The following is a 25,699-nucleotide window of genomic DNA, read 5'->3' on the forward strand; positions in this document are numbered from 1 at the left end:
CTTTATATTTAAGAGATTCCTGCTTTCGCAGGAATTTAAAACCCCTCAAAAACACCCAAACCAAACAGTGCAAAATCATACTTCACAGGATCGTTAGGGTCTAACTTACGTAAGTTTGCATCCAATTCCGCTAAGGCTTTAGCATCATTCTGTTTACGCTTTAGCAAGCCTAATTTCCTGGCAACATTACCAGAATGCACATCCAACGGACAACTCAGTTGAGCAGGAGAGAGGCTATCCCAAATGCCAAAGTCTACACCTGCATTATCATTGCGTACCATCCAACGCAAATACATATTAATACGTTTTGCAGCAGACTTTTTAAGAGGATCGCTCACATGCTTTTTGGTACGCTCTAAATGCGGAATCTCAAAAAATAGTTTTTTAAACTCGTGGATACTTTGTTGTAATGAGTTAGGCTCAGCATGTTTTGAAAACACAGCTTCTAAACCATAATGCGCTTTATAAATATGTTGCAGACTTTTTATAAACTGTATAAAATCATCACCATTAAATGTTCTGTGTACAAACGACTGTAAAGCCTCTACATCTGAGTCTTGGTGTTGGGTCACAAACTCATAAGGAGCATGGTCTAACAGCACCATCATTTTATTGGCATTGTTAATAATGCTTTTACGATTTCCCCAAGCAATGGTAGCGGTTAAAAACCCAGCAATCTCAATATCCTCTTTTTTAGAAAATTGATGTGGCACTTGTATTGGGTCGCTCTCAATAAATTTTGGGTTATGGTATAGGTGGACTTTCTCGTCTAAAAAGGTTTTAAGTTCTGATGTTTTAAGTTTCAAAAAGCTAAGATTTAGACTGCAAAAATAAGGCTTTGTTAAAAATACGTAACGTTACGTATTGACTTCTTGGTTTAAAAATGCGAAATTGGCGGATAAAGTAATTACGACTTTTAACAAGATAAATCATAACATATAATCATACTTGAAAATGAAAAAAAAAATCACCTTTCTTTTGTTACTAACATGCCTAACATTAACTTATGGTCAGACAGAGTTTATCAAAGGTGAAGATAATGACGCCAAACAAAAAATAAACTATGTGTCAAATACAGCAATACTTGAAAATGGGGATATTATAGTTCTGACGATTGGGAAAAAACAAAGTCAATTATCCTTTAAACAATATCATGCTTTAAGTCATTATGATAAGGATATGAAGCTCATTAAACAAAAGGATATTTCAAAGGATTTTAAAGGTTCTGTTATGGGTTTCTCAGTAAAGAATAATAAAGTAAATATAATTGTAGCAAGTCCTCATGAATTAAGAATGAAAAGCATAAAAAGATACTTTTGTAACATAGATGATTTTAGTTTCGAAGAACAAACATTGTATAAAAGTGGAACTAAAGAAGCTTCACGTTTATCTTTTAATAAAGACTATTCTATAATGAGTTTAATTATTGGTGATAGGAACGAAAAAGGTTTTTCTGTTGGGCTAAATAAAGCAAAAAAACTTCTACAATATGATAGTGACTTTAAGCTAATGAGTAATATCGAACTTAATGATTTTTATAAAGGCAAAAGAAATATAAATTTTAATGATATTTATTCTCTAGATGATGGTACAATACTTTTATTAGTAAAAAAGTATAAAAATTCTAAACGATCGACATGTACATATGAGATGGTTAGAGTTACCAAAGATTCTCAAGAAATATTTAAAATTGATACCAAAAGCAAATATGTTGAAGATTTAAAAGCTTTTGTTGATACAAATAATATATTTTTTGCTGGACATTATAGTGAATTTACCAAAGAAGACGAAAAAAAGGGCTTTTACATTTCTAAATTTAATTTGTCAAACCTTAAACAAGAATCAATCAATATTTCACCTTTCGATTCTAAATATAAAGATGATTTAAACAAGCAAATTTTGAGGAAAAAATTTAAGCAATTAAATCATGTAGAAATTAGTGATTTTTTTGTAATCAAGAATTCATACTTTATCATTAATGAAACTACTTATTCTAACACAATGACAGCCGAACAGAGGGGTTTGTCTAATGGGCAAAGCATGACAATATTTTATTATGGTAATATAGGAATTAATAAGTTTGATTTTAACGGTAACCTAATAGATTACGACATCATTCATAAAGAAAAACCAAGCAATTATTTTTTGCCTAGAACTAGTTCGGCAATAAAAGTGAACAAAAATGATAACATATATATTTATTTTAACTCATCAAAAGTGGAGAGTGAAGATGGAGAAATATATAAATATAACGAAGATGCACCATATTTATGTTACGAATTTAAATATGACTACTCAATGAATAAACAGGTTAATTCTCAAGAAGACTTTTTCTTTAGGCATATTAACAGTTTTTTTTACAACAATGATTATTTAATTTTATTAAAGAGCAAAAAAAATAATATTGGTATTCAAAAGATTATTCCTAACTAATTACTTGTTGTTAGATAATGCGAAAGTTTAATGACTAATAACCATACTGGGCTAAAAAGGCTGGAAATTCCTATCAAAATGTCTAGTCTTTTTTGCTAATTTTATAGTGGAAATAAAATAGCTTTCATCTAACACTGGGTAATCGCTTCGCAACCAAAAACCACCCACAAACTTTTCAAAAAACTTAATCAAAACTATTCTAGTATTTAATTACATTTGCAATCTCTTAAAAAGAGAGAAGAAGTTTAATTAAAAAAGATTCCTGCAGCTTGTGCTGAGCGGAGTCGAAGTACAGGAAGTTAATATGAAAGCTGGAATAGTAGGATTACCAAACGTAGGAAAATCAACCTTATTTAACTGTTTATCTAACGCTAAAGCGCAAAGTGCAAACTTTCCGTTTTGTACCATAGAGCCAAACATTGGTGTGGTTAACGTGCCAGACCCAAGATTATCAAAACTAGAATCTTTGGTTAATCCAGAGCGTGTAATGCCTGCAACGGTAGAGATTGTAGATATCGCAGGTTTGGTAAAAGGCGCCAGCAAAGGTGAAGGTTTAGGAAACCAGTTCTTAGCCAATATTAGAGAAACCGATGCTATTTTGCACGTATTACGTTGTTTTGATAACGATAATATTGTTCACGTTGATGGTTCTGTAGATCCTATAAGAGACAAGGAAACCATTGACATGGAGCTTCAACTTAAAGATTTAGAAACTACTGAAAAGAAGTTAGATAAAGTAAAGCGTGCTGCTAAAACAGGTAACAAAGAGGCACAAGCAGAAGAAGCAGTGCTTTTAAAGATAAAAAACGGTTTAGAGTCTGGTGTATCTGTGAGAGCTTTAGAGTTTTCAGACGAAGATTATGCAGACTACGTAAAGCCATTACAATTTATTACAGACAAACCTGTAATGTATGTGTGTAATGTAGATGAGGGTGCTGCAAACACTGGTAATGCTTATGTGGATAAGGTGAGAGAAGCGGTTAAAGATGAGCACGCAGAAGTATTGGTGTTAGCTGTTGGTACAGAAGCTGATATTAATGAGTTAGAAGATTATGAAGAACGCCAAATGTTCTTAGATGATATAGGATTAGATGAGCCAGGTTCGGCAAAATTAATTAGAGCGGCTTATAAGCTTTTAAATCAGCAAACCTATTTTACGGCTGGTGTAAAAGAAGTAAGAGCGTGGACGGTAAATGTTGGTGCTACTGCCCCACAAGCTGCTGGAGTAATTCATACCGATTTTGAAAAAGGCTTTATTAGAGCAGAAGTTATTGCTTACGATGATTATGTAAGTTTTGGAAGCGAAGCCAAAGTAAAAGAAGCTGGTAAAATGCGTGTAGAAGGGAAGAATTACATTGTTAAAGATGGAGATGTGATGCATTTCTTATTTAACGTGTAATTAGGGCTGATTTGTTGATGCGTTGAATTGTAGATTTGGTTTTTCAATCTGACCTTTTCTGAGGGTAATTTTTATCAATTTTATAAAATCGTCATTTCGAGTGGTTTTGAATGGATACTGAGCGAAGTCGAAGTAGCGCGATAAATTGTATCGAGAACTTTTCGGGTAAAATTCGTCACTTCGAGTGAATTTTTCGATTGAAAATGAGAAAAATTAGTATCGAGAAGCAGAATTTTATCAAAATTTTTACAATGTGTAAGAACATTTTATTGTGACCTTTTTAAAATCATCGCGTCTTATTACTAAAGAAAAATTATGCCCCAAATAATTGAAGAAACTGAAATAGAATCAGACATTGAGATTTGCTTTAATCTAGCAAGAGATGTTGATTTTTATAAGCAGTCTCTAAAGCATAAAAATGAAATCCCAGTTATGGGAAAGATATCTGGTCTTGTAGAAGAAGGTGACTCTATCACTTGGGAAACCAATCATCTTGGTTTTGTACAGCACCTCACTTTAAAAGTTTCCGAGTTAAAAAAACCTTACGTATTTACAGATGAAATGACGGATGGTAGCTTTAAATCTTACAGGCGCGATCACATTTTTGAAAAGCGCAACGGTAAGACTGTAATGATAGATAAACTTCATTTTGCTTCTAAATACGGAATTCTGGGAAAAATTGTAGATCGCCTAATTTTGAAAAGGCATATTAGAGTTAATATGGTTACCAGAAATGCAATTTTAAAGCAAAAAGCTGAGGAATTAGCAAAACAATAAAAAATGTTAAGGTTCTCAACAATAACGGTACTTTATTGTTAATTACTTTACCAGAACCGTGTTTCATTTTTTAAGCTATAGTCTTATATTAGCGTTCTATCATTAACATCGTCCTTTTATTTTATGTCAGAACAAACTAACTATACTGAAGATAATATTCGTTCACTCGATTGGAAGGAACACATCAGGATGCGTCCTGGTATGTACATCGGAAAATTAGGTGATGGATCCTCTCCAGACGATGGTATTTATATTCTTGTAAAAGAAGTGCTCGATAACTCTATCGATGAGTTTGTAATGGGAGCAGGTAAGACCATTGAGATTTCTATACAAGGAGATCGTGTTATTGTACGAGATTATGGTCGTGGTATTCCATTAGGAAAGGTTGTAGATGTAGTGTCTAAGATGAATACTGGTGGTAAGTACGATTCTAAAGCCTTTAAAAAATCTGTAGGTCTTAATGGTGTAGGTACTAAAGCAGTTAATGCGTTGTCTACCTATTTTAGAGTAGAGTCTACCAGAGACGGAAAATCAGCTTCTGCTGAGTTTGCTTTAGGTGAGCTAACAGATCAGGAATTTTTAGACGATACATCAAGACGAAAAGGAACCAAAGTAACCTTTGTACCAGATGATAGCATTTTTAAAAACTACAAATTCAGAAATGAATATGTGGTAAAGATGTTAAAAAACTATGTATATCTAAACCCTGGATTGACCATAGTTTTTAATGGCGAAAAATATTATAGTGAAAATGGTTTAAAGGATTTACTTTCAGAAAATATCAATGAAAGTGATTTGCTTTATCCCATTATTCACTTACGTGGTGATGATATTGAAGTTGCTATTACGCACAGTAAAACACAGTATAGTGAAGAATACCATTCCTTTGTTAATGGTCAAAACACCACGCAAGGTGGAACACATTTAGCAGCTTTTAGAGAAGCTATTGTTAAAACTGTCAGAGAATTTTACGGAAAAAATTACGATGCCTCAGATATTAGAAAATCTATCGTTGCAGCTATTGCAATAAAGGTTATGGAACCTGTTTTTGAGAGTCAGACCAAAACCAAGTTAGGATCTACAGATATGGGAGGCGATTTGCCAACGGTAAGAACCTACATCAATGACTTTGTAAAAACATATCTTGATAATTTTCTTCATAAAAACCCAGAAACAGCAGAGAAGTTACAACGCAAAATTCTTCAGGCAGAACGCGAACGTAAAGAATTATCTGGGATACGAAAACTAGCGAAGGATCGCGCTAAAAAAGCAAGTCTGCATAATAAGAAACTGCGTGATTGTCGTATTCATTTTGGCGATACAAAAAAGGATGGCTACTTAGATACTACATTGTTTATTACAGAGGGAGATTCGGCTTCTGGTAGTATTACAAAATCAAGAAACGTTAATACGCAAGCAGTATTTAGTTTAAAAGGAAAGCCTTTAAATTCCTATGGTTTAAGCAAAAAAATTGTTTACGAAAATGAAGAATTCAATCTTTTGCAAGCGGCTTTAAATATAGAAGAATCAATAGAAGACCTTAGATATAACAACATCGTCATAGCAACTGATGCCGACGTAGATGGTATGCATATTAGGTTGTTGCTAATTACGTTTTTCTTACAGTTTTTTCCTGAGGTGATAAAAGAAGGGCATTTGTATATTCTTCAAACTCCGTTGTTTAGAGTGAGAAATAAAAAGAAAACAATTTATTGTTATTCTGACGAAGAACGAAAAAATGCGATTGAAGAATTAAAACCAAAGCCAGAAATTACGCGATTTAAAGGGCTTGGTGAAATTTCTCCAGATGAGTTTAAACATTTTATTGGTGAAGACATGCGTCTAGATCCTGTGATGCTAGACAAGGATATGTCTATTGAAGAGTTGTTGTCTTTTTATATGGGAAAAAACACACCATCACGTCAAGAATTCATTATTGAAAATCTTAAAGTAGAATTAGATGTCGTCGAATAAAAAAGGGCAAAAGTTTTTGAATTTGTGGCCTTTACTACTAATCATTGGTTGGTTATTTTTATTAGACTATTCCAACCTTTGGTCAATGAAAAATGTAGCAGGGTTTTTAGGGATTCTGGCAATAGTCCTATTAATGGCAGGACTAAAAAAGTTTAATAAGAATATTGAATAAAGTATAGCGATAAATTAGCATAGAGTATTTAAATGGCAGAAGATCAAAATGACGAATTATTAAATGAAGACAACGGTAATCAAGAAACGATTACCAAAGTCACCGGAATGTATAAAGACTGGTTCTTAGATTACGCTTCTTATGTAATCTTAGAGCGTGCTGTACCTGCAATAGAAGATGGTTTTAAACCAGTACAGCGTCGTATTATGCATTCTATGAAAGATTTAGATGATGGTCGTTATAACAAGGTGGCTAATATTGTTGGTCATACAATGCAGTACCATCCGCATGGTGATGCAAGTATTGCTGATGCCATGGTTCAAATTGGTCAAAAAGATCTTTTAATAGATACCCAAGGTAACTGGGGAAATATCCTAACAGGAGATAGAGCAGCGGCATCACGTTATATTGAAGCCAGATTATCAAAGTTTGCGCTAGACGTTGTTTATAATCCTAAAATAACAGAGTGGCAGGCTTCTTATGACGGTAGGCGAAAAGAGCCAATAAATCTGCCAGTTATGTTTCCATTGCTTTTAGCACAAGGAGGCGAAGGTATTGCTGTAGGTTTATCTACTAAAATTTTACCACATAACTTTATAGAGCTTATTGATGCTTCGGTAAAGCATTTAAAAGGTAAGCGCTTCACAATATATCCAGATTTCCCAACCGCAGGTATTGCAGACATCAGCAATTACAATGATGGAATGCGCGGCGGAAAGGTTAGGGTACGTGCTAAAATTTCGCAAGTCGATAAAAACACGCTTGCTATTACAGAGATTCCTTTTGGTACAACTACATCATCCTTGATAGATTCTATTTTAAAAGCGAATGATAAGGGTAAAATCAAAATAAAACGCATTGAGGATAATACAGCGGCTGAAGTTGAAATATTAATCCATTTGCCATCAGGTTTGTCGCCAGATAAAACGATTGATGCCCTTTATGCATTTACAGCTTGTGAAACATCAATTTCACCATTAGGATGTGTTATTGAAAATAATAAGCCATTCTTTGTTGGGGTTACTGAGATGTTGCGTCGTTCTACAGATAACACGGTTCAGCTTTTAAAACAAGAATTAGAAATAAAGCTGGGAGAGTTTGAAGAACAATGGCATTTTGCGTCTTTAGAGCGAATTTTTATTGAAAATAGAATCTATCGTGATATAGAAGAAGAGGAGACTTGGGAAGGAGTTATCCAGGCTATTGACAAAGGACTTCAGCCACATATTAAACATTTAAAGCGTGCGGTTACCGAAGACGATATTGTTCGCTTAACAGAAATAAGAATAAAGCGTATTTCTAAATTTGATATTGATAAAGCGCAACAAAAAATTGATGCTTTAGAAGATCAAATTGCAGAAGTGAAACACAATTTAGCCAATCTTATCGATTATTCGATTACTTATTTTGAGCGTTTAAAGAAAGATTATGGTGAAGGAAAAGAGCGTAAAACTGAATTACGAGCTTTTGAAGATGTAGATGCAACAAAGGTTGTTATCAGAAACACTAAGCTTTACGTCAATAGAGAAGAAGGATTTATCGGAACCTCATTAAGGCGAGATGAATATGTTTGTGATTGTAGTGATATAGATGATATCATTGTGTTTACCAAAGAAGGTAAAATGATGGTAACCAAGGTGGATTCTAAAACTTTTGTTGGTAAAAATATTATTCACGTTGCAGTTTTCAAGAAGAAAGACAAGCGTACTATCTACAACATGATTTATAGAGATGGTAAAAAAGGACCATCTTATGTAAAACGTTTTGCTGTTACCAGTATTACCAGAGACAGAGAGTACGACATGACCAACGGTAACAAGGGTTCTGTGGTGTGGTATTTCTCTGCAAATCCTAATGGCGAAGCCGAAGTTGTTACTGTATTACTGCGTCAAGTAGGTAGTATTAAAAAACTGAAGTGGGATTTAGATTTTGCTGATATTTTAATAAAGGGTCGTTCATCTAAAGGGAATCTTGTTACCAAGTATTCTGTAAAACGAATAGAACTTAAAGAAAAAGGAGTTTCAACCCTAAAACCACGCAAAATTTGGTTTGACGATACAGTACAGCGTCTTAATGTCGATGAAAGAGGTGAACTTATAGGTGAATTTAGAGGTGAGGACCGTTTGCTTATTATTACACAATCTGGAAATGTAAAAACTATTATCCCAGAATTAACAACACATTTTGATAGCGACATGATTGTGCTTGAAAAATGGATACCTAAAAAACCAATATCTGCCATCTATTATGATGGAGAAAAAGAACGCTATTATGTAAAGCGTTTTTTAATTGAGCAAGAAGGAAAAGAGGAGACATTTATTTCCAGTCATCCAGATTCGCAATTAGAAATTGTATCTACAGATTGGAGGCCAATGGCTGAGGTAGAATTTACCAAAGAGCGAGGTAAAGATCGTAAACCTAACATGGAAGTTAATCTTGAAGAATTTATTGCAGTAAAAGGTATTAATGCTCTTGGAAATCAGTTAACTAAGGAAAAAATAAATCAAATAAGTTTATTAGATCCTTTACCTTATGAGGCGCCAGAAGAAGTGCATGCAGATGATTTGGAGGTTGTAGACGAAGAAACCGTTTCTGTGGATTTAGATGTTGATAAAACGGAAGAAAAAACAGAACAGCCTAAAGATGATTCTTCAACTAAAGCGGATGATAAGGATGATGATTTAGATATAGATGATAAAGGTCAGGTGACGCTTTTCTAGTGTTTTAAATAGAATTAATTAGTCTTAGTCTTTTTCTTTGTTTTGAAATTCAAGAATTCCACGAACAATGAAAATGCAATTGCGAAGTATAAGTAGCCTTTTGGTATTGCGCCAACTGTTTTTCCAAAGAACTCTGTGTGAGATAGGTGAGCAGCTTCGGTAATAAGCATAAAACCTATGAGAATTAAAAAGGCTAGACCTAGTATTTGCATACTTGGATTTCGATCTATAAACTTTCGAATAGGATTAGCAAAACCTATCATTACAGCTATAGAAATAACAACAGCTATAATCATTAATATTAGAGTATAGTTATTATTTGGGTGCAGGCCATTGGTCATACCAACTGCAGTTAAGATAGAATCTACGGAGAATATAAAGTCAATGATTAGGATTTGTGTAATAGCTTGAGAAAGCGATTTAATCACTTTAGATTTTACGCCTTTTTCATCGTGACCTGGATCTTCTACCTTTTCTCTTATTTCAGACGTGCTTTTATAAATTAAAAAGAGTCCGCCAGCAAATAATATTATAGCTTGCCAACTTAGTGCTATTTTAAACCAGTCGTTCTCATATTTAAAAAAAGGTTCACTTAAGCCAATAAGAAATGTAACAAAAAATAGTAGAACTATGCGTTGAATCATTGCTAAAACCAAGCCGATATTGGTGGCTTTACTTCGTTGATGCTCAGGAAGCTTATTTGCGGCAATCGAAATAAATACGATATTATCTATTCCTAGAATAATTTCCAGAAATGTTAGCGTTACAAGCGCCATTATTGCATCGGATGTTAACAAGAACTCTAACATATTATCTATTTAATTCTATAGGCAACACCTCTTTGGGCTCGTAAAGGTTTGTTTCGCTTTTTTACTGCCAACTTATATTCAAAAGTATAAGATGATGTACCGTCTGTGGATAGTATTTTCATGTGCATATCATCTTTTTCGGCATTTGTCTTAGGGTTTATGGTTTTTAAGATAAACTCACAATCGTTTATCCAGCGCACTGATGAGGAGTCTATTTTTCCATCATAGTAATTGATGCTTAAGTCTTCGGTTCGAATAAATCTACCAGTCTTTTTTACTCCATCTATAATGTAGTCAAATTCAAATTCGCCGGTTTTAAAGTCAGCACAATTACGTTCTACTTCAAAACAACTTGTAAGCAGTAATAATATACAAAGCAAAAAAATGTTTTTCATTCTTATGGTTTGTGCAAAGATAGTTTAGTTAATTTAAAATTAAGGCTTGTAGCTTTTAAATGTACCGTCTTTGTAAAAGATGACTATTTTTTCAATTTCAGAATCAGATTCTTGGAAATTTTCAGTGTTCTCGGTTTTTAGATTTGGTTGAGGATTTGGAATATCTGAAATTTTAACTTCGGTTGTCGGAAAGTTTCCTTTACCATTTAATAGCCAATACAATTCTACTTCTGGATAGGAGTGAAGCACCTTCATTACAAAGTCTAAACTAGGTTTGTTTCTTCCGGAAAGAATATGTGAAATACTAGATCTCTGGACTCCAATTTTTTCAGCAAAACCAGACGCAGTTTCATCATAAAAATCTATGACTTTTTGTAGACGATTAGCAAAATCCGAAGAGTTTATCATTGTAAACAGATGTTTCGTTATAGTAACGATACAAATGTAAACAATAGTGTATTTTTAATCAATAGTTTAGTGTTAATCTTTTAAAATAACTTAAAGTTTTAGTTTTATTTTTTAGTTTAAATAACTGAAAAACAATTAAATAAAATTTAAAAAAGTTGTTTATTGAATTTTTTTCAATAATGGTTGGCTTCTGGGAATTGTTAAATTCTGAACTTGTATACAACTGTAACAAAAATGCAAATATATCTTGTTTACATTTGTAAAAAATCAAATAGTTACATTTGTAACATCTAAAAAATCATTAATGAAATTAGAGCACCTTAATAGTTTATATACACTAATTAAAACACCTGACTTATTTGGTAGGTACATTACCAATTCACACATCGAAAAATGCCTAAAGAAAATTCCAGGCTCTATGTATTCGGTTATTGGTTATTCTGTTGAAAATAGACCTATTTACAGTTTGAGATTGGGTAATGGATCTAAAAAGGTTTTGATGTGGTCTCAGATGCATGGTAATGAATCTACAACGACCAAGGCTCTTTTTGATTGTTTTAATTTATTTCTCACAAATAATGCTATTCCTAATTCTATTTTAGAGTCTTGTACGCTTTTAGTAATACCTATTTTAAACCCAGATGGTGCTGAACGCTACACTCGTTTAAATGCCAACAAAGTTGATTTAAATAGAGATGCGCAAGACTTATCTCAACCAGAGAGTAGGTTGTTGAGACAGATTTTTAATGATTTTAAACCAGATTATTGCTTCAATCTTCATGGGCAAAGAACAATTTATAATGTCGAAGGAACTAATAAATCATCCATACTTTCGTTTTTGTCACCATCTCAAGATGCAGAACGTTCTATAACGTTCAATAGAAAAAAGGCAATGTCTTTAATTGTTGCAATGAATTCTATCCTTCAGCAAAGGATACCTCATTGTGTAGCAAGATATGATGATGGTTTTAATCTTAACTGTGTTGGCGATACATTTCAAAGTCTAAATGTACCAACAATATTGTTTGAAGCTGGTCATTATCCAAATGATTATAATAGAGAAGAAGTACGGTACTTAATCTTTTTATCTATCCTTAAGGCTTTAGAATCAATTTCTAAAGGGTTTGAAATTGACGACTTTAATGAATATTTTTCAATTCCTGAAAATGCAAAGAAATTTTATGATGTAATTATAAGAAATGCAAGATTAGAAGAAGATATTGATGGAATAATTGATTTAGGTATTCAATATGATGAACGATTAGTTGATGGTAAAATTGAATTTATTCCAGTTTTTGAAGAAATTTTAAATTCAAATATCTTTTATGGTCATAAAGAGATAGATGCAAAAGGGCAAGTGGTAAAAACTCAACATAATACAACCCTAAAAGTTACTAACGAAAACGATTTCGTATTGATAAATAATGAAAAAACTTCACTAAAACCTTAAAAAAACTTGCTTTTGGTGAGTAATTGATAATAAAAATACTTTATTTTTGCATAAAGTTTAAAGATTATACAATTATGGCAAAATTTAAATTAGACGAAGTTGACCACCAAATATTGGATATGCTTATAGATAATACGCGTATTCCTTTTACAGATATAGCAAAAAAATTATTGATTTCTGCAGGTACAGTTCATGTTCGTGTTAAGAAAATGGAAGAAGCAGGAATCATTAAAGGTTCTTCGCTTACTTTAGATTACAAAAAGCTAGGATATTCATTTATAGCCTACATTGGTGTGTTTCTGCAAAATACGTCACAAACTAAATTCGTTTTAGAGCGTATCGAGAGTATTCCTTATGTTACAGTAGCTCATATTACTACTGGTAAGTTTAATATTTTCTGTAAAATTAGAGCAAAAAACACAATGCATGCTAAGGAAATCATTTTTAAAATTGATGATATAGAAGGTGTTTACAGAACTGAAACAATGATATCTCTAGAAGAGAGTATTAATGATAAGAAACGTCTAATGCACACTATTTTTAACGAGTTGTAGTGAATAATTAATGTAAATAGAAATAAAAAAACCTTAGCAAGTGCTAAGGTTTTTTGTTTTTATATTAAGCATTGTAGTGCTTAAATGCTTCTAACAAAATATCATTATTTACTTCGCAATTGATTTTTGGTTTACCAATGGCATCTAATAAAACAAACTTCACTTTGCCATGACTGTTTTTCTTGTCGTATTGCAATAGATTTATGATTACTTTTTGATCGTTTTCATTGATTTCAACTTTTGTAAAGGTTTTTAAAATTCCTTCTTCAATTTCTTTTAACTCTTCATTAGACAAACCAGCTGTTTTTGTTGAAATATAAGCTTCTAAAAGCATTCCTATTGCAATTGCCTCTCCATGTAATAAAGGAACTTTATCTGCATTGCCTAAAAAATAACTTTCTATAGCATGACCCAATGTATGACCAAAATTTAAAATTTTTCTCAACCCTTGCTCTGTTGGGTCTTCAGAAACTATCTTATTTTTTATAACAACAGAATCATAAATCATTTCATTAAGAGCTGAGGCATCTAAACTCTCAAAATTAATAAGCGTATTCCAATAAGACTTATCTTTTATTAATCCGTGCTTCAACATTTCTGCATAACCAGAAACCATATGGTTGTTCGGTAAAGTTTCTAAAAAAGATGTATCGATTAAGACCATACTGCCTTCGCTTATAATACCTATTTGATTCTTTAGATTACCAAGATCTACACCTGTTTTACCTCCAACTGAAGCATCTACCATGGCTAATAAGGATGTAGGAACATTGATGTAGTCTATACCTCGCATATAAGTACTAGCAACAAAACCACCAAGGTCTGTTACAACACCACCGCCTAAGTTTATCATAAGACTTTTTCTGTCTGCATAATATTCAGACATTGCTTCCCACACACCAGTACATATGTCTATAGTTTTATGATCTTCACCTTCTGGCATTTCCATAACTTCAACTACGATGTCACCAGACTCAACCTGAGACAAAAATTTTGGAAGACAAGCATCGTGTGTATTGGTGTCAACCAGAATGAATATTTTTGATGGATTGGATGATTTTATATATGCATTAAGCTCCTTATATACGTTGTCATTAAAGTGAACAATTGCATTATTTGTCTTTATAGATTTCATTTTTGTTGATTCCTCAATTTACGGTGTGAAAATACTCCCTTTTTTTAGAAAAAAATACGCTTAGGATTAAATATATTTGCAATATTATATTAAAGATTTATGATTAATCGGTCTCTGTTTGAAAACACTTCAACTGCTTTTGCACTAAAATCTGACTCTGAGTTAGAACGTGCTTACTTTTTATTTAAAATGATTTCATCTCAACCTTTGGTGAGAATAGGTACTGCTGCAACTAATTTTGCATTAAAGGCTAATTTACCAGTAGAGGGTTTAATTCGTTCAACTGTTTTTGATCATTTCTGTGGTGGTGTGAGTGAAGAGGATTGTTTATCTGTTATAGATAAACTATATACTAAAGGTGTTAGTTCTGTGCTAGATTATTCTGTAGAAGGTAAAGAAATAGAGGAGGATTTTGATAATGCGTTAAAAAAAATATTGAAGATTATTCATTTTTGTGAAGAGCGAGATGCTATGCCAATAGTAGTTTTTAAGCCTACAGGATTTGGACGCTTTTTACTATACCAAAAGAAGACTGAAGGTAAGGAGCTTTCCGCTTCGGAAAATGAAGAATGGAATAGGGTTGTAGCGCGTTTTGATGCTGTATGCAAACTGGCAAAAGAAAAAGACGTTGAAGTTTTAATAGATGCCGAGGAAAGTTGGATGCAAGATGCAGCTGATGATTTGGTAGAAGATATGATGCGGAAATATAACAAAGGCAAAACCATTGTTTATAATACGCTACAATGCTATCGTTGGGATAGGTTAGATTATTTAAAAGAATTACATGAGCGCGGAAAGAAAGATGGTTTTAATATTGGGATGAAAATTGTTCGTGGCGCTTATATGGAAAAAGAGCGTAATAGGGCTGAAGAAAAAGGATATAAGTCTCCTATCTGTGAAAATAAGAAAGAAACCGATGATACTTTTAATAATTCGCTTATTTACATTTTAGAGAACTTAAGTGATATCTCTGTATTTATTGGGACGCACAATGAAGCTAGCTGTTATCTAGCTATGGAATTGATGGAAAAATATAACATTCACAAAGAGGATAACAATGTTTGGTTTGGGCAATTGTATGGTATGAGTGATCATATTAGTTATAACTTAGCAGAAGAAGGCTATAATGTAGCTAAGTATATCCCTTTTGGTCCAGTTAAGGATGTAATGCCGTACCTTATAAGAAGGGCAGAGGAGAATACTTCTGTAGCAGGACAAACCAATAGAGAATTAACTTTATTAAAAACGGAGAGGAAAAGACGAAAACTATAAACGCCTTATTTTCTTAAGGCGTCTATTTGAATCTGTTCTTTTATGAAAAACTATACCATTTTTTCTTTTTGGTAGGATTATTACCGTATCCGTATCCATACCCATATCCTTTTTTACCAGGCTTAACACCATTTAACAACATGGTCATGTTAGGAAGTCGTTTATCATCGTATAAGGGTTGTGCTACATTTACAAGTCGTCTTTTGTCTACATTATCAGCGCTAACTACATAGATAAATAGGTCTGCAAGTTCAGATATCAGTAATGTATCACTTACCAACCCAACAGCAGAAGTATCTGCTACTATGTAATCATATTTATTCTCAAAATGTTTAAAAAGTTCATTCACCCTGGGATTCATCAATAATTCTGAGGGATTAGGTGGAATCGTACCTGACGGAATAATATCTAAAAATTTATTTTCAGGATGTTTTACAACAATTTCTTGGGATTTAATTGATTCATCAGCTATAAAATCTGATAAACCTTTTTTAGGTTTTTCTTCAATTCCTAAGTAATCTAAAATTTTAGGTACACGAATATCCATTTCAACCAACAGCACAGACTTTTCAGAAAATGATATTGAGCTAGCTAAATTGGTACTTGTATGCGATTTTCCCTCTTGAGCTTTTGTTGATGTAATAAATATTCTCTTTTGCTGACTCTTTAAATTTCTAAGTATGAAGTCAATGTTTGAGCGTACTATTCTAAAAGCCTCAGCTTTAGGCGAATAGTCAACTCTTTTGATTAGCTTTTGTTTTTTTGATGTTTTAGGTATATCCCCTAAATAAGGTATATCTAAAATGTTGACTAGATCATTTTTATTGTAAACCTTAGAATCTAGAAGATTTATTAGATATATGATTCCAATTGGAATCATGAGTCCAAGAATAAGAGAAGCCAAATAAATAATTGTTGGCTTTGGTGCAATAGGCATGTTAGAAGTATAGGCATTCTCTATAATTTTTGCATTTGGAGTATACATGCCAAGTCTGATAGCTGATTCCTCACGTTTCTCTAAAAGATATAAGTATAAAGATTCCTTAATGTCTTGCTGTCTTTTAATATCTCTAAATTGTCTTGCTTTTGTTGGAGCAGCATAAAGTTGACCTCTAATTCTTGAATTTTCCTTATTTAGGTTATTTAAGGTAAGTTCAGAAGTTTGTTTCATGTTGCTTAACGAACGCTCTATGTTTGATTTGATGGCGTTTATTTGGTCATTTAAATTAATTATGACAGGGTTTTTTGGACTTGAATTTTTTAAGATTCTATTTCGTTCAGCAACCAGTTCGTTATGACTGGCAATCATTTGAGCTGTAGAAGCATCTCCAATACCAACATCTGCGGGTAACATGTCACTACTTCTATCTTCAGCCTGAATCTCTTCCTGTAAGTAATTGATTTTTTCAATATCTATGGATGTACTTACTATTTGTTGTTCTAATTGTTTATTTGCCTGTAAGTTGAGATCAGTTTGTGATCCTAAAGATGTAATATTTCTGCTTTTTTGAAGTTCTTCAGCAGTATAATCTACTTCTTCTAGTTCTTTTGAGACTTTTTGTAATCTATTAGTAATAAAATCTGATGTCACTTTGACAACTTCTTCTTTGTCTTTAAGTACATCGTTATTATACTCTTTAATCAATTCATCCAAATAATCAACGGCTCTTTTGGCTACAGTTTCTTTTAATTCCAAGCCTATAACACTAGAGCCTTTTTCTGTTGTAATCGCTAAGTTACGTGAATATGAATTGACTAGCTTTCGTACAGGTATGATAGCAATTTTTATACTTGTACCTTTTTTTGGTGTGTTTTTAACATCATTAGGTACAATGTAAAAGCCTCCATAAGGTGTTTCAACTTTTTCACCAAAATCATATAAAGTGCCTTCTGTGTCTTCTCTGTCGTCAAATAATGATTGGTCTTTATCCTTGAAAAGTAGATATTGAGTGGGTGATTTAACTTTAATGTATAGAGTCTTACTGACTTTGTCTATTATAGAGTCACTTTCAAAAAAATTTATTTTAATTGGAGAATTTTTATAAAATTCTTTTTCTTTAATTTTACCATCAGCAAAGTATCTGATATTAAGATCTAGCTTTTTAATTATATTTTCTGCAATTTCTCTAGATCTAATAACTCTGATTTCATCTTTAATTTTATCTGCACCACCCGAAAATAGACCATTTGTTTTGACATCGTCTAAACTAGGTAATTTTTGAGATTGTTCCTCGTCTCTAATTTTTATGGTAGCATTTGCTTTATATTCATAGTCTGCATAACGAAGATGTGTAAATCCAAGTACTAGGGCTATGATTACGCAAAGGAGAATCCATTTCCAATAAGAAAGAAATAATTCTAAGGTTTGTTTTAAGTCTACAGTGGATGTTTTGGATTTCATAAATTGTAATTACCTTCTTAATTTCTTACTAAGAATACAGCAATAATCGTTGTTAATGTACCAATTGCTGATATAAGAACGCTGTTGTTTTGATTGTATGATGAAGCTCTAATTTTTGCATTATTTGGTTCAACGTAGATAACATCATTTTGTTGAAGATAGTATACGGGTGAATTTACAGCGTTAACTGAGGTCAAATCTATTTTAGCAAATTTCTTTTTACCATCTACCTCTCTGATAAGTAAAACATTTTTACGTTTTCCAAATATAGTTAGGTCATCTGCAAGTCCTAAGGCTTCTAAAACAGTAATTCTTTCGTCTTGTATAGTAAATGTTCCTGGATTTCTAACTTCTCCTAAAATAGTAATTGTAAAGTTTGATAATCTAACATTAACAATTGGATTATTAGCGTACTCACTTATTTTTTCAACTAACATTGCGGTTAATTCTGTCCGATTCAAACCAGCAACTTTTAATTTGCCAAGTACAGGGAAATCTATATTTCCGTCATAATCTATTAGGTAAGATTGAAATTGTTGGCGCCCTCCAGCATTTAATAAATTCGAATCGTTATTAGACACGACCATAAGATTAAATGGTTTCACGGTATCAGGGTCTAATGCAGATACATTGATTGTTAAGATATCATCTGGTTTATATATTATAGGCTTTGGTTCTGAAACTAAAACACCATCTTCTATGGGCTCATCTTGAAAATAGACAATGTTTTTTCTAGATCCACAAGACGTCAAAATTAATATAGTAATTAATTGAAGTATGATTTTGTGTGTTTTCATTTTTCTGATTTTAGGAGTAGTTTTTTGGTGTTGTTGATTATTTTTTTGAATCTAAAACCTCATATGTAGAGTTGTTAGATATATATTCTGGGATTAATGCTTTAATGTGTGATACAATTTCTAACGGTTGTGTTAAGGAATTGATGCCAGTCAATGTATTGATTTGTTTTTCAACTGCTTCTGTGTCAACATGTCTGGTTTTAGCTATCATTATTTTTTCATGGTAGGTTTTCTTTGTGTTTTCACCATCTGCTAGTAGTTCTTCATAGATTTTTTCACCTGGACGTAAACCAGTAATTTTAATATCGATATCTTCTGGATAACGAAGTCCAGAAAGAATAATCATGTTTTTCGCTAGATTGAAAATTTTAATAGGTTCACCCATGTCAAAAACAAATATCTCACCACCATTACCCATAGCTGCAGCTTCTAATACAAGTTGACAAGCTTCAGGGATTGTCATGAAATAACGAGTAATTTCCTTGTGAGTTACCGTCAGAGGTCCACCTTTTTCAATTTGCTTTTTAAACAATGGAATAACAGATCCATTAGATCCTAATACATTTCCAAAACGTGTGGTTATAAACTTGGTATGGCCTTTACCTTTTAAGCAAGACACATATAACTCAGCAATGCGTTTTGTCGCACCCATTACATTTGTTGGATTAACCGCTTTATCTGTAGAAATCAAAACAAATTTATCGACACTGTGTTTAACAGCTACATCAACTACGTTTTTAGTACCACCTATATTAACACTAACAGCTTCATAAGGATTATTTTCCATTAATGGTACATGCTTATATGCAGCCGCATGAAATACTATTTTAGGTTTGTAAAGGTTGAAAATTTGATCAATTCTGGTTTTATTTCTTACATCTGCAACAATAGCAGTGATATTATCTAAGCCCTGTTGTCTAAACTCTTGTTGAATATCATAAAGTGCGGATTCTGCATTATCTACAAGTATTAGTTTTTTATAGTTATAAAGGCTCGCTTTTCTGCAAATTTCGCTACCAATAGATCCTGCAGCTCCTGTGATTAGTATAACCTTGTTATCGTAGAGGTCGATTAAATCTGGGTTTTTTATATGAATAGGATCTCTTCCAAGTAAATCTTCAATTTTAACCTCTTTTATTTGACCAACACTTAAATCTCCATCTATCCAACTTTGTACAGGTGGAACAATTTTTACTTTTAGTCCAAGATTAAATAAGTTCCCTGTTATTTGAAGTAACCTTGTAGGGTCAATATTCTGAATTGAGATTATTACATCTTCAACTTTATTTTTTTTGATGAATGCTTCGTCAATATCTGAAAGACCATAAACAGTAACTAAGTTGATTTTCTTACCAATCTTTCTTTCATCATCGTCTATAAAACCTACTACTTCAAAACCATTTTTAGTGTCATTTTCAATGGCATCATAGGTTAACATTCCAGAATTACCTGCCCCAAAAATAAGCACATTTGCAGTCTTATGGACATCTTGTGTGATTTGGTTATATAATGACTTGATGAAAAGCTTAGCGCCAATTAAGAATAGAATATTTAATAATAAATGGATATAAATTATTGATCCAGAAATATTAAAAATACTGTTCTCGCCCAATAACTTTCGACTTAAAAATGTACAGCAAATAAGTATTGTGGCTAAGATATTAGCACCAATTATAACGTTGATTATATCCTTAAATCCTGTAAATCTTACAACACCTTTATAAGCTCCAACAGCGATTAGGCTTATGGCAGCAACTAGCATAACATAAGGTATCTGCACTAAAAGAGTAGAAAAATCAAAATCTAATGTAAAGTTATATCTTATTAAGTATGCCAAGAAAAAAGTAGCAGCAACAACTATAATGTCGAATAGTAGTACTAGCCACTTAGAAGCATATCTCTGAGATATTTTATTTAGAAAATTTTCTAACATACTGCAAAATACATATTTATAGCTGAAATTACTCTATCTAATTCTTCATTGCTTAGATTTGATCCACTTGGTAAGCATAACCCTCTATTAAAAAGATCATCTGAAATGCCATTTAGGTAACTTGGAGCATCTTTAAAAATAGGTTGCTGATGCATTGGTTTCCAAAGTGGTCTAGACTCTATATTTTCTTTCTCTAAAGCTAATCTTAATCCTTCTCTTGTTTCAAAAGAATCTAAAAGAATACAAGATAACCAACGATTAGAAAAATGACCTTCAGGTTCTAGTAGAAAGGTTATCTTATTATTGTCTTTAAATGTATTGTAATATAAATCATGATTAGAACGACGTTTTTCAACGTGACTATCTAAAATAGTCATTTGTCCTCTTCCTATACCAGCAACAATATTAGACATTCTGTAGTTGTAACCAATATGTGTATGCTGGTAATGAGGCGCATTATCTCTGGCTTGAGTAGCTAAAAAAACGGCCTTCTTTTTTTGATCTTCAGTTCTAGTTACTAAAGCACCACCACCAGAAGTGGTTATAATTTTATTTCCGTTGAAAGATAAAATTGATAAATTACCAAACGTACCACAGTTCTGACCTTTATAATGGCTTCCTAAAGATTCTGCACTATCTTCTATAACGGGAATTTCATATTTTTCAGCAATGCTATGAATTTCATCTGCTTTATACGGCATTCCATAGAGATGTACGGCAATTATAGCTTTAGGCTTTTTACCTTTTGTTATTCTGTCTTTAATTGCAATTTCTAATTGAATAGGGCAGATGTTCCATGTGTCTGCTTCACTGTCTACGAAAATAGGTGTGGCACCTTGATAGACAATAGGATTAGCTGAAGCTGAGAATGTTTTACTTTGGCAGATAACTTCATCACCATTTGTAACTCCTAAAAGTATTAAGCTTAAATGAAGAGCAGAAGTACCTGAAGCCAATGCTGCAACATATCTGTCTTCATTTAGGTAAGACTCTAAATCTTTTTCAAATCCATTAACATTAGGACCTAATGGAGCCACCCAATTGGTATCAAAAGCTTCTTTTATGTAAGTCTGTTCTGCACCACTCATGTGAGGTGAAGACAACCATATTTTCGGTTTCATAAGTAAAAATTGTTTAAGTAATTAATTATTACTCTATCAATTTCATGTCTTAGAGGGATTTGGGACACGATCTAAAATCGATTTAAAGATGCGTTATTATTCTTGCTCATCCCAAATAAAGACGATAAAAGGTAAATATTTACGTTGTTAAATTTTAGATCCAATAGTTTAGATACTAAAGATTTAAGCTCTATTTAAATAATAGAAATATTTTATGGTGTTAGGCTTTACCTTCAGTACCCATAAATTCTGGCATCGGTTGGTTGGTAGAAGAATTTATATCCTTTTTGCCAATGACATTTTGAATGGTCTTAAAGAAGATTTTACAATCTAAAATAAAAGATTGATTATCTACATAATAAGTGTCTAGCTTAAACTTTTCTTCCCAGCTTATGGCATTTCTACCATTAACTTGTGCCCAACCTGTAATTCCTGGTGTTACGTTATGCCTTCTAAACTGTTCTTTTGTGTAGCGTGGAAGGTATTTTGGAAGTAGGGGACGAGGGCCAATTAAACTCATATCTCCCTTTAGCATATTAAATAGCTGAGGAATTTCGTCTAAAGAGTAGCGTCTACAAATATCGCCAACTTTGGTAATTCTAACATGGTCTGGTAAAAGATTGCCATCCGCATCTTTTTTGTCGTTCATGGTTTTTAGTTTCACGATGGTGAATATTTTTCCACCCTTTCCTGTTCTTTTTTGATAGAAAAATGGTTTACCATTGTTAGCTATAGCTAATAAAATTATAATAGTGATTATGATTGGAGAAAGAATTAATAGTCCAATCAAAGCAATCATAAAATCGATTAGTCTTTTGAAAAATAACTTATACATAATTGGTTGATTATTTGTTTGTTATTTATGTTTAATTGTTTTTTGACTTTAATTTCTGTTGTTGGTGTTTTTTAAAGGGATTTATTGATAAGTTCAATTAAATCATTATTGATAATATCCACATCAAAACGTTCTTCAGCGTACTTACGACTATTCATTCCCATTTCCTTTATTTTATCAGGATTTGTAGTGAAGAATTCCATCGCATCAATTAAGGCTTCTAAATTTTGGGGCTCTATTAACTTTCCGTTTATACCTTCTTTTACAGATTCTCTACATCCTACAGAATCTGTTGTAATTATTGGATTTCCACAAGCGAGCGCTTCAAGAGTTGTTCTTGGTATGCCTTCCCTGTAGTAACTTGGCAGTACAAAAACATCTCTTTGATGAAGATGTTTGTCAACATCCATTTGCCTACCGTGAAAAACGATAATATTTTTCTCGTGTAATTCGTGTAATTCATCTTCACTAATAGCGCTAGGTGAGGTTTCTAAAGCTCCAATAACATGAAATTCAGCATTTGGATATTTTGGCTTCAATGTTCTTGCAGCATCCATGTATAGTGCAATACCTTTTTCCTTGATTAATCTGGCAATAAGTAAAAAACTTACTTTATCTGTCGGATTTTTTTCTTTGAAAGTGAATTCATTCAGATTAACACCAGAGCCACTCACAAACGCTACAGGCTGTTTTTTCGAAATTACTTTACGATCTAAAAACAGTTGATAATCATCCTTATTTTGAAAAACTATAAACTTATTTTTTCTAATTGAAAGCTTGTATAAAGTTTCATTAAAACGTTGTAAAATCCTTGCTTTTCGTGTAAGTCCTGTAAACGCAAAGCCTAATCCTGTAATTAATGAAATTACCGGAACTTTACTCATATTAGCTGCTAAAGAACCATAGATTACAGGTTTTACCGTATAAGGAAACACTAAGTCTATTTTGTTTTCCTTCATGATAGATTTTAATTCTAATATGGATTTAAAATCCTTAAAAGGATTTAAACCTGTACGTTGTAAATTAAATTCTATAGGATGTGCACCTCGTTCTTTTATTAATTGTAAGTCCTCTTCGGTATAACTTGGTGATGCTGTAAAAACCTCAAAACCATTAGCAACTAAGCTTTTGATAAAGTCGCCTCTAAACCGAATTAAAGAACCAGCAAAGGATGCTATAATAAGTACTCTCTTCTTTTGCATTGTATTAGTTTTCATTTAGAAAATTAAATTTGTACCACTTTTGAAAACAGTAGTAAGACCATACTCTAAACGTACTATCTTTCTTACTGTCAAGATGATCTTGAACCAATTTGGTTATAACGTCTACTTTAAAAATGCCTTGTTTTTTCAGCATTTCTGGCTCTATATAACTTTCTAATTCTTGTCGCAGACTTTGTCTTAGCCAATCTCCTGTTGGTGAGCCAAATCCGCTTTTTCCTTTTTCTAAAAAGTCTTGTGGAAATTGATCTCTAAAAGCTTCTTTTAGAATATACTTTTTATTCCAACCTTTCATTAGATAGCTCTCTGGTAATGTGTTGGTGAATTCCCAAATAGATTTGTTTAAAAATGGTGCTCTACATTCTAAAGAGGTTAGCATACTGGTTCTGTCTACCTTTGCTAACATACCACCTTCAAGACTTAAAATCTTGTCAACAAGCCTAAAATCTGTAAGACTTTCAATCTTTTGTTTACCTAAAACTTCTTTATACTCTTGAAATAAATCACTATCGTAATAATCGTCTTGCATTATTTCTGATAGCAGTTTACTGGTATTGGCTAACGAAATGATATCCCAGTAAAAATCTCCTTCATAATTAATAGCATTTAGTAGCTTATTAATTTGAAATCTTTTACCACGCGTATCATCTTTATTGATTAAGTATTTATTACTTAATTTGGCAATAGTTTTATGAAGCGCTTTTGGTACCACACTGGTGTACCTTTTGTTCATTTTACCAATGTAATATTTGTTGTAACCTCCAAATACTTCATCACCACCATCACCAGTTAAAGCAACAGTAACGTGCTCTCTGGTTTTTTCTGAAAGTAGGTGCGTAGGTAAGGCTGCAGTATCTGAGAAAGGCTCATCAAAATTAACGAGTATCTCATGTATATTGTGCTTTAAATCATCTTCATCTATAATAAATTCATGATGATTACTGTCTAACATTTTAGCAACCACACGAGATTTATCGGTTTCGTCATAAGATGCTTTTTTAAAACCTATTGAAAAAGTATCAATCTTTTTGTCTGTTGCTTGCGATAAACAAAGAGAAACAATAGATGAATCTACACCGCCAGATAAAAATGTACCTAAGCCTACATCTGCAATAGATCTGCTATCTACACTGTTGTAAACCAGTTCTTTTGTTTTTGCCTTAGCATCTTCAAAAGAAATATCTGCTGTTTTTGGTGCTGGTTCGTGGTTGATTTTATGAATGCTATATTGAAATGACTCAAAATTATATTCTAAATAATGATTAGCCTCTAACTTGTGAATGCCTTCATAAATGGTATGTGGAGCAGGAATGTAGGTGAGTCTAAAATAAAGATTCAATCCTTTTTTTGAAATATTTGGCTTATAGTCAATAGTTTTTATGATAGACTTTAATTCTGAAGCCCATAAAAACTGATTATCATTTTGTGTGTAGTATAATGGTTTTTCACCAAAGAAATCTCTAGCAATGAAAAGCTTGTTTATCTTTTTGTCATATATGCTGAAACCGTACATGCCATCTAACCATTGGAATGACTCAACACCATATTTTTCGTAAGCTTTTAAGATAACTTCAGTGTCACTTGTGGTGTTGAAGGTTACACCTTCAGACACTAATCTAGATTTAATAGTTCTGTAATTGTAGATTTCACCATTAAAAACAATAACAATCTGCTTATCATCAGAAAAAATTGGTTGCTTTCCTGATGACAAATCAATAATTGATAAACGACGCATTGCCATGCCAACAGTACAATTATCATTCTGATCTGCAAAAACACCATCCTCGTCAGGTCCTCTATGAATGATAAGATTATTCATGGCATTGAGTACAGAAGACATTTTGTCTTCACTCATCTTGGTTTTATCTATAAGTCCGTTAATTCCGCACATATA

General features: G+C 32.5%; 20 protein-coding genes. 8 read left to right on the forward strand and 12 right to left on the reverse strand.

What is annotated here, in order from left to right:
- Nucleotides 1-35: 35 nt before the first annotated feature.
- Nucleotides 36-806: a TIGR02757 family protein gene (locus V1468_RS08620; RefSeq protein WP_331809835.1), complete on the reverse strand. Its 771-nt coding sequence runs from the start codon at nucleotides 804-806 to the stop codon at nucleotides 36-38.
- Between the two features lie 148 nt (nucleotides 807-954).
- On the opposite strand from V1468_RS08620, the gene V1468_RS08625 reads away from it, so the two are divergent.
- The 5 genes from V1468_RS08625 to V1468_RS08645 all read left to right on the forward strand — a co-directional run bounded on the left by V1468_RS08625 (nucleotide 955) and on the right by V1468_RS08645 (nucleotide 9,475).
- Nucleotides 955-2,433, forward strand: coding sequence for a hypothetical protein (locus V1468_RS08625; protein WP_331809836.1), 1,479 nt, complete (start codon nucleotides 955-957; stop codon nucleotides 2,431-2,433).
- 304 nt (nucleotides 2,434-2,737) lie between these two features.
- Nucleotides 2,738-3,832, forward strand: a complete 1,095-nt coding sequence (gene ychF, locus V1468_RS08630; protein WP_331810012.1) for a redox-regulated ATPase YchF — start codon at nucleotides 2,738-2,740, stop codon at nucleotides 3,830-3,832.
- 315 nt (nucleotides 3,833-4,147) lie between these two features.
- Nucleotides 4,148-4,609, forward strand: a complete 462-nt coding sequence (locus V1468_RS08635; RefSeq protein WP_331809837.1) for an SRPBCC family protein — start codon at nucleotides 4,148-4,150, stop codon at nucleotides 4,607-4,609.
- A gap of 123 nt (nucleotides 4,610-4,732) precedes the next feature.
- Complete coding sequence (locus V1468_RS08640) at nucleotides 4,733-6,583, forward strand: DNA topoisomerase IV subunit B (RefSeq protein WP_331809838.1); 1,851 nt, start codon at nucleotides 4,733-4,735, stop codon at nucleotides 6,581-6,583.
- 204 nt (nucleotides 6,584-6,787) lie between these two features.
- Nucleotides 6,788-9,475, forward strand: coding sequence for a DNA gyrase/topoisomerase IV subunit A (locus tag V1468_RS08645; protein WP_331809839.1), 2,688 nt, complete (start codon nucleotides 6,788-6,790; stop codon nucleotides 9,473-9,475).
- Between the two features lie 14 nt (nucleotides 9,476-9,489).
- Here the strand turns inward: V1468_RS08645 and V1468_RS08650 are convergent, their stop codons facing one another.
- Genes V1468_RS08650 through V1468_RS08660 form a run of 3 tightly spaced genes read right to left on the reverse strand, consistent with a single transcriptional unit; the run spans nucleotide 9,490 to nucleotide 11,087 of the window.
- The gene (locus V1468_RS08650) at nucleotides 9,490-10,284 is read right to left on the reverse strand and encodes a TerC family protein (RefSeq protein ID WP_331809840.1); all 795 of its coding nucleotides are present in this window, start codon (nucleotides 10,282-10,284) and stop codon (nucleotides 9,490-9,492) included.
- A 5-nt stretch (nucleotides 10,285-10,289) separates the two neighbouring features.
- A complete protein-coding gene (locus tag V1468_RS08655) occupies nucleotides 10,290-10,679 on the reverse strand; it encodes a hypothetical protein (protein ID WP_331809841.1) in 390 nt (129 codons plus the stop codon).
- A gap of 39 nt (nucleotides 10,680-10,718) precedes the next feature.
- Nucleotides 10,719-11,087: a helix-turn-helix transcriptional regulator gene (locus tag V1468_RS08660; RefSeq protein ID WP_331809842.1), complete on the reverse strand. Its 369-nt coding sequence runs from the start codon at nucleotides 11,085-11,087 to the stop codon at nucleotides 10,719-10,721.
- A gap of 304 nt (nucleotides 11,088-11,391) precedes the next feature.
- Between V1468_RS08660 and V1468_RS08665 the strand changes: the two genes are divergently transcribed.
- Nucleotides 11,392-12,537 (forward strand): M14 family metallopeptidase, encoded by a 1,146-nt coding sequence (locus tag V1468_RS08665; protein WP_331809843.1) that lies wholly within the window; start codon nucleotides 11,392-11,394, stop codon nucleotides 12,535-12,537.
- Nucleotides 12,538-12,611: 74 nt separating this feature from the next.
- The gene (locus tag V1468_RS08670; protein ID WP_278005086.1) at nucleotides 12,612-13,091 is read left to right on the forward strand and encodes an Lrp/AsnC family transcriptional regulator; all 480 of its coding nucleotides are present in this window, start codon (nucleotides 12,612-12,614) and stop codon (nucleotides 13,089-13,091) included.
- A 64-nt stretch (nucleotides 13,092-13,155) separates the two neighbouring features.
- On the opposite strand, the gene aroB is transcribed toward V1468_RS08670, so the two are convergent.
- The gene (aroB, locus tag V1468_RS08675) at nucleotides 13,156-14,226 is read right to left on the reverse strand and encodes a 3-dehydroquinate synthase (protein ID WP_331809844.1); all 1,071 of its coding nucleotides are present in this window, start codon (nucleotides 14,224-14,226) and stop codon (nucleotides 13,156-13,158) included.
- Nucleotides 14,227-14,325: 99 nt separating this feature from the next.
- On the opposite strand from aroB, the gene V1468_RS08680 reads away from it, so the two are divergent.
- Complete coding sequence (locus V1468_RS08680; protein ID WP_331809845.1) at nucleotides 14,326-15,498, forward strand: proline dehydrogenase family protein; 1,173 nt, start codon at nucleotides 14,326-14,328, stop codon at nucleotides 15,496-15,498.
- Nucleotides 15,499-15,538: 40 nt separating this feature from the next.
- On the opposite strand, the gene V1468_RS08685 is transcribed toward V1468_RS08680, so the two are convergent.
- The 7 genes from V1468_RS08685 to asnB all read right to left on the reverse strand — a co-directional run bounded on the left by V1468_RS08685 (nucleotide 15,539) and on the right by asnB (nucleotide 25,696).
- Nucleotides 15,539-17,899 carry a GumC family protein gene (locus tag V1468_RS08685; RefSeq protein WP_331809846.1) on the reverse strand — a complete coding sequence of 787 codons (2,361 nt, stop codon included), beginning with the start codon at nucleotides 17,897-17,899 and terminating at the stop codon, nucleotides 15,539-15,541.
- A 17-nt stretch (nucleotides 17,900-17,916) separates the two neighbouring features.
- The gene (locus V1468_RS08690; protein WP_331809847.1) at nucleotides 17,917-18,696 is read right to left on the reverse strand and encodes a polysaccharide biosynthesis/export family protein; all 780 of its coding nucleotides are present in this window, start codon (nucleotides 18,694-18,696) and stop codon (nucleotides 17,917-17,919) included.
- Nucleotides 18,697-18,733: 37 nt separating this feature from the next.
- Nucleotides 18,734-20,629 carry a polysaccharide biosynthesis protein gene (locus tag V1468_RS08695; RefSeq protein ID WP_331809848.1) on the reverse strand — a complete coding sequence of 632 codons (1,896 nt, stop codon included), beginning with the start codon at nucleotides 20,627-20,629 and terminating at the stop codon, nucleotides 18,734-18,736.
- Nucleotides 20,623-21,750: a DegT/DnrJ/EryC1/StrS family aminotransferase gene (locus V1468_RS08700; protein WP_331809849.1), complete on the reverse strand. Its 1,128-nt coding sequence runs from the start codon at nucleotides 21,748-21,750 to the stop codon at nucleotides 20,623-20,625. Before V1468_RS08700 ends, V1468_RS08695 begins: the two co-directional genes overlap by 7 nt.
- Before the next feature lie 220 nt (nucleotides 21,751-21,970).
- Nucleotides 21,971-22,585 carry a sugar transferase gene (locus V1468_RS08705; protein WP_331809850.1) on the reverse strand — a complete coding sequence of 205 codons (615 nt, stop codon included), beginning with the start codon at nucleotides 22,583-22,585 and terminating at the stop codon, nucleotides 21,971-21,973.
- 71 nt (nucleotides 22,586-22,656) lie between these two features.
- A complete protein-coding gene (locus tag V1468_RS08710; RefSeq protein ID WP_331809851.1) occupies nucleotides 22,657-23,787 on the reverse strand; it encodes a glycosyltransferase family 4 protein in 1,131 nt (376 codons plus the stop codon).
- Nucleotides 23,788-23,791: 4 nt separating this feature from the next.
- Nucleotides 23,792-25,696 carry an asparagine synthase (glutamine-hydrolyzing) gene (gene asnB, locus V1468_RS08715; RefSeq protein WP_331809852.1) on the reverse strand — a complete coding sequence of 635 codons (1,905 nt, stop codon included), beginning with the start codon at nucleotides 25,694-25,696 and terminating at the stop codon, nucleotides 23,792-23,794.
- Nucleotides 25,697-25,699: the final 3 nt, after the last annotated feature.

The organism is Winogradskyella poriferorum, from assembly GCF_036553625.1.
GTDB lineage: Bacteria > Bacteroidota > Bacteroidia > Flavobacteriales > Flavobacteriaceae > Winogradskyella > Winogradskyella poriferorum.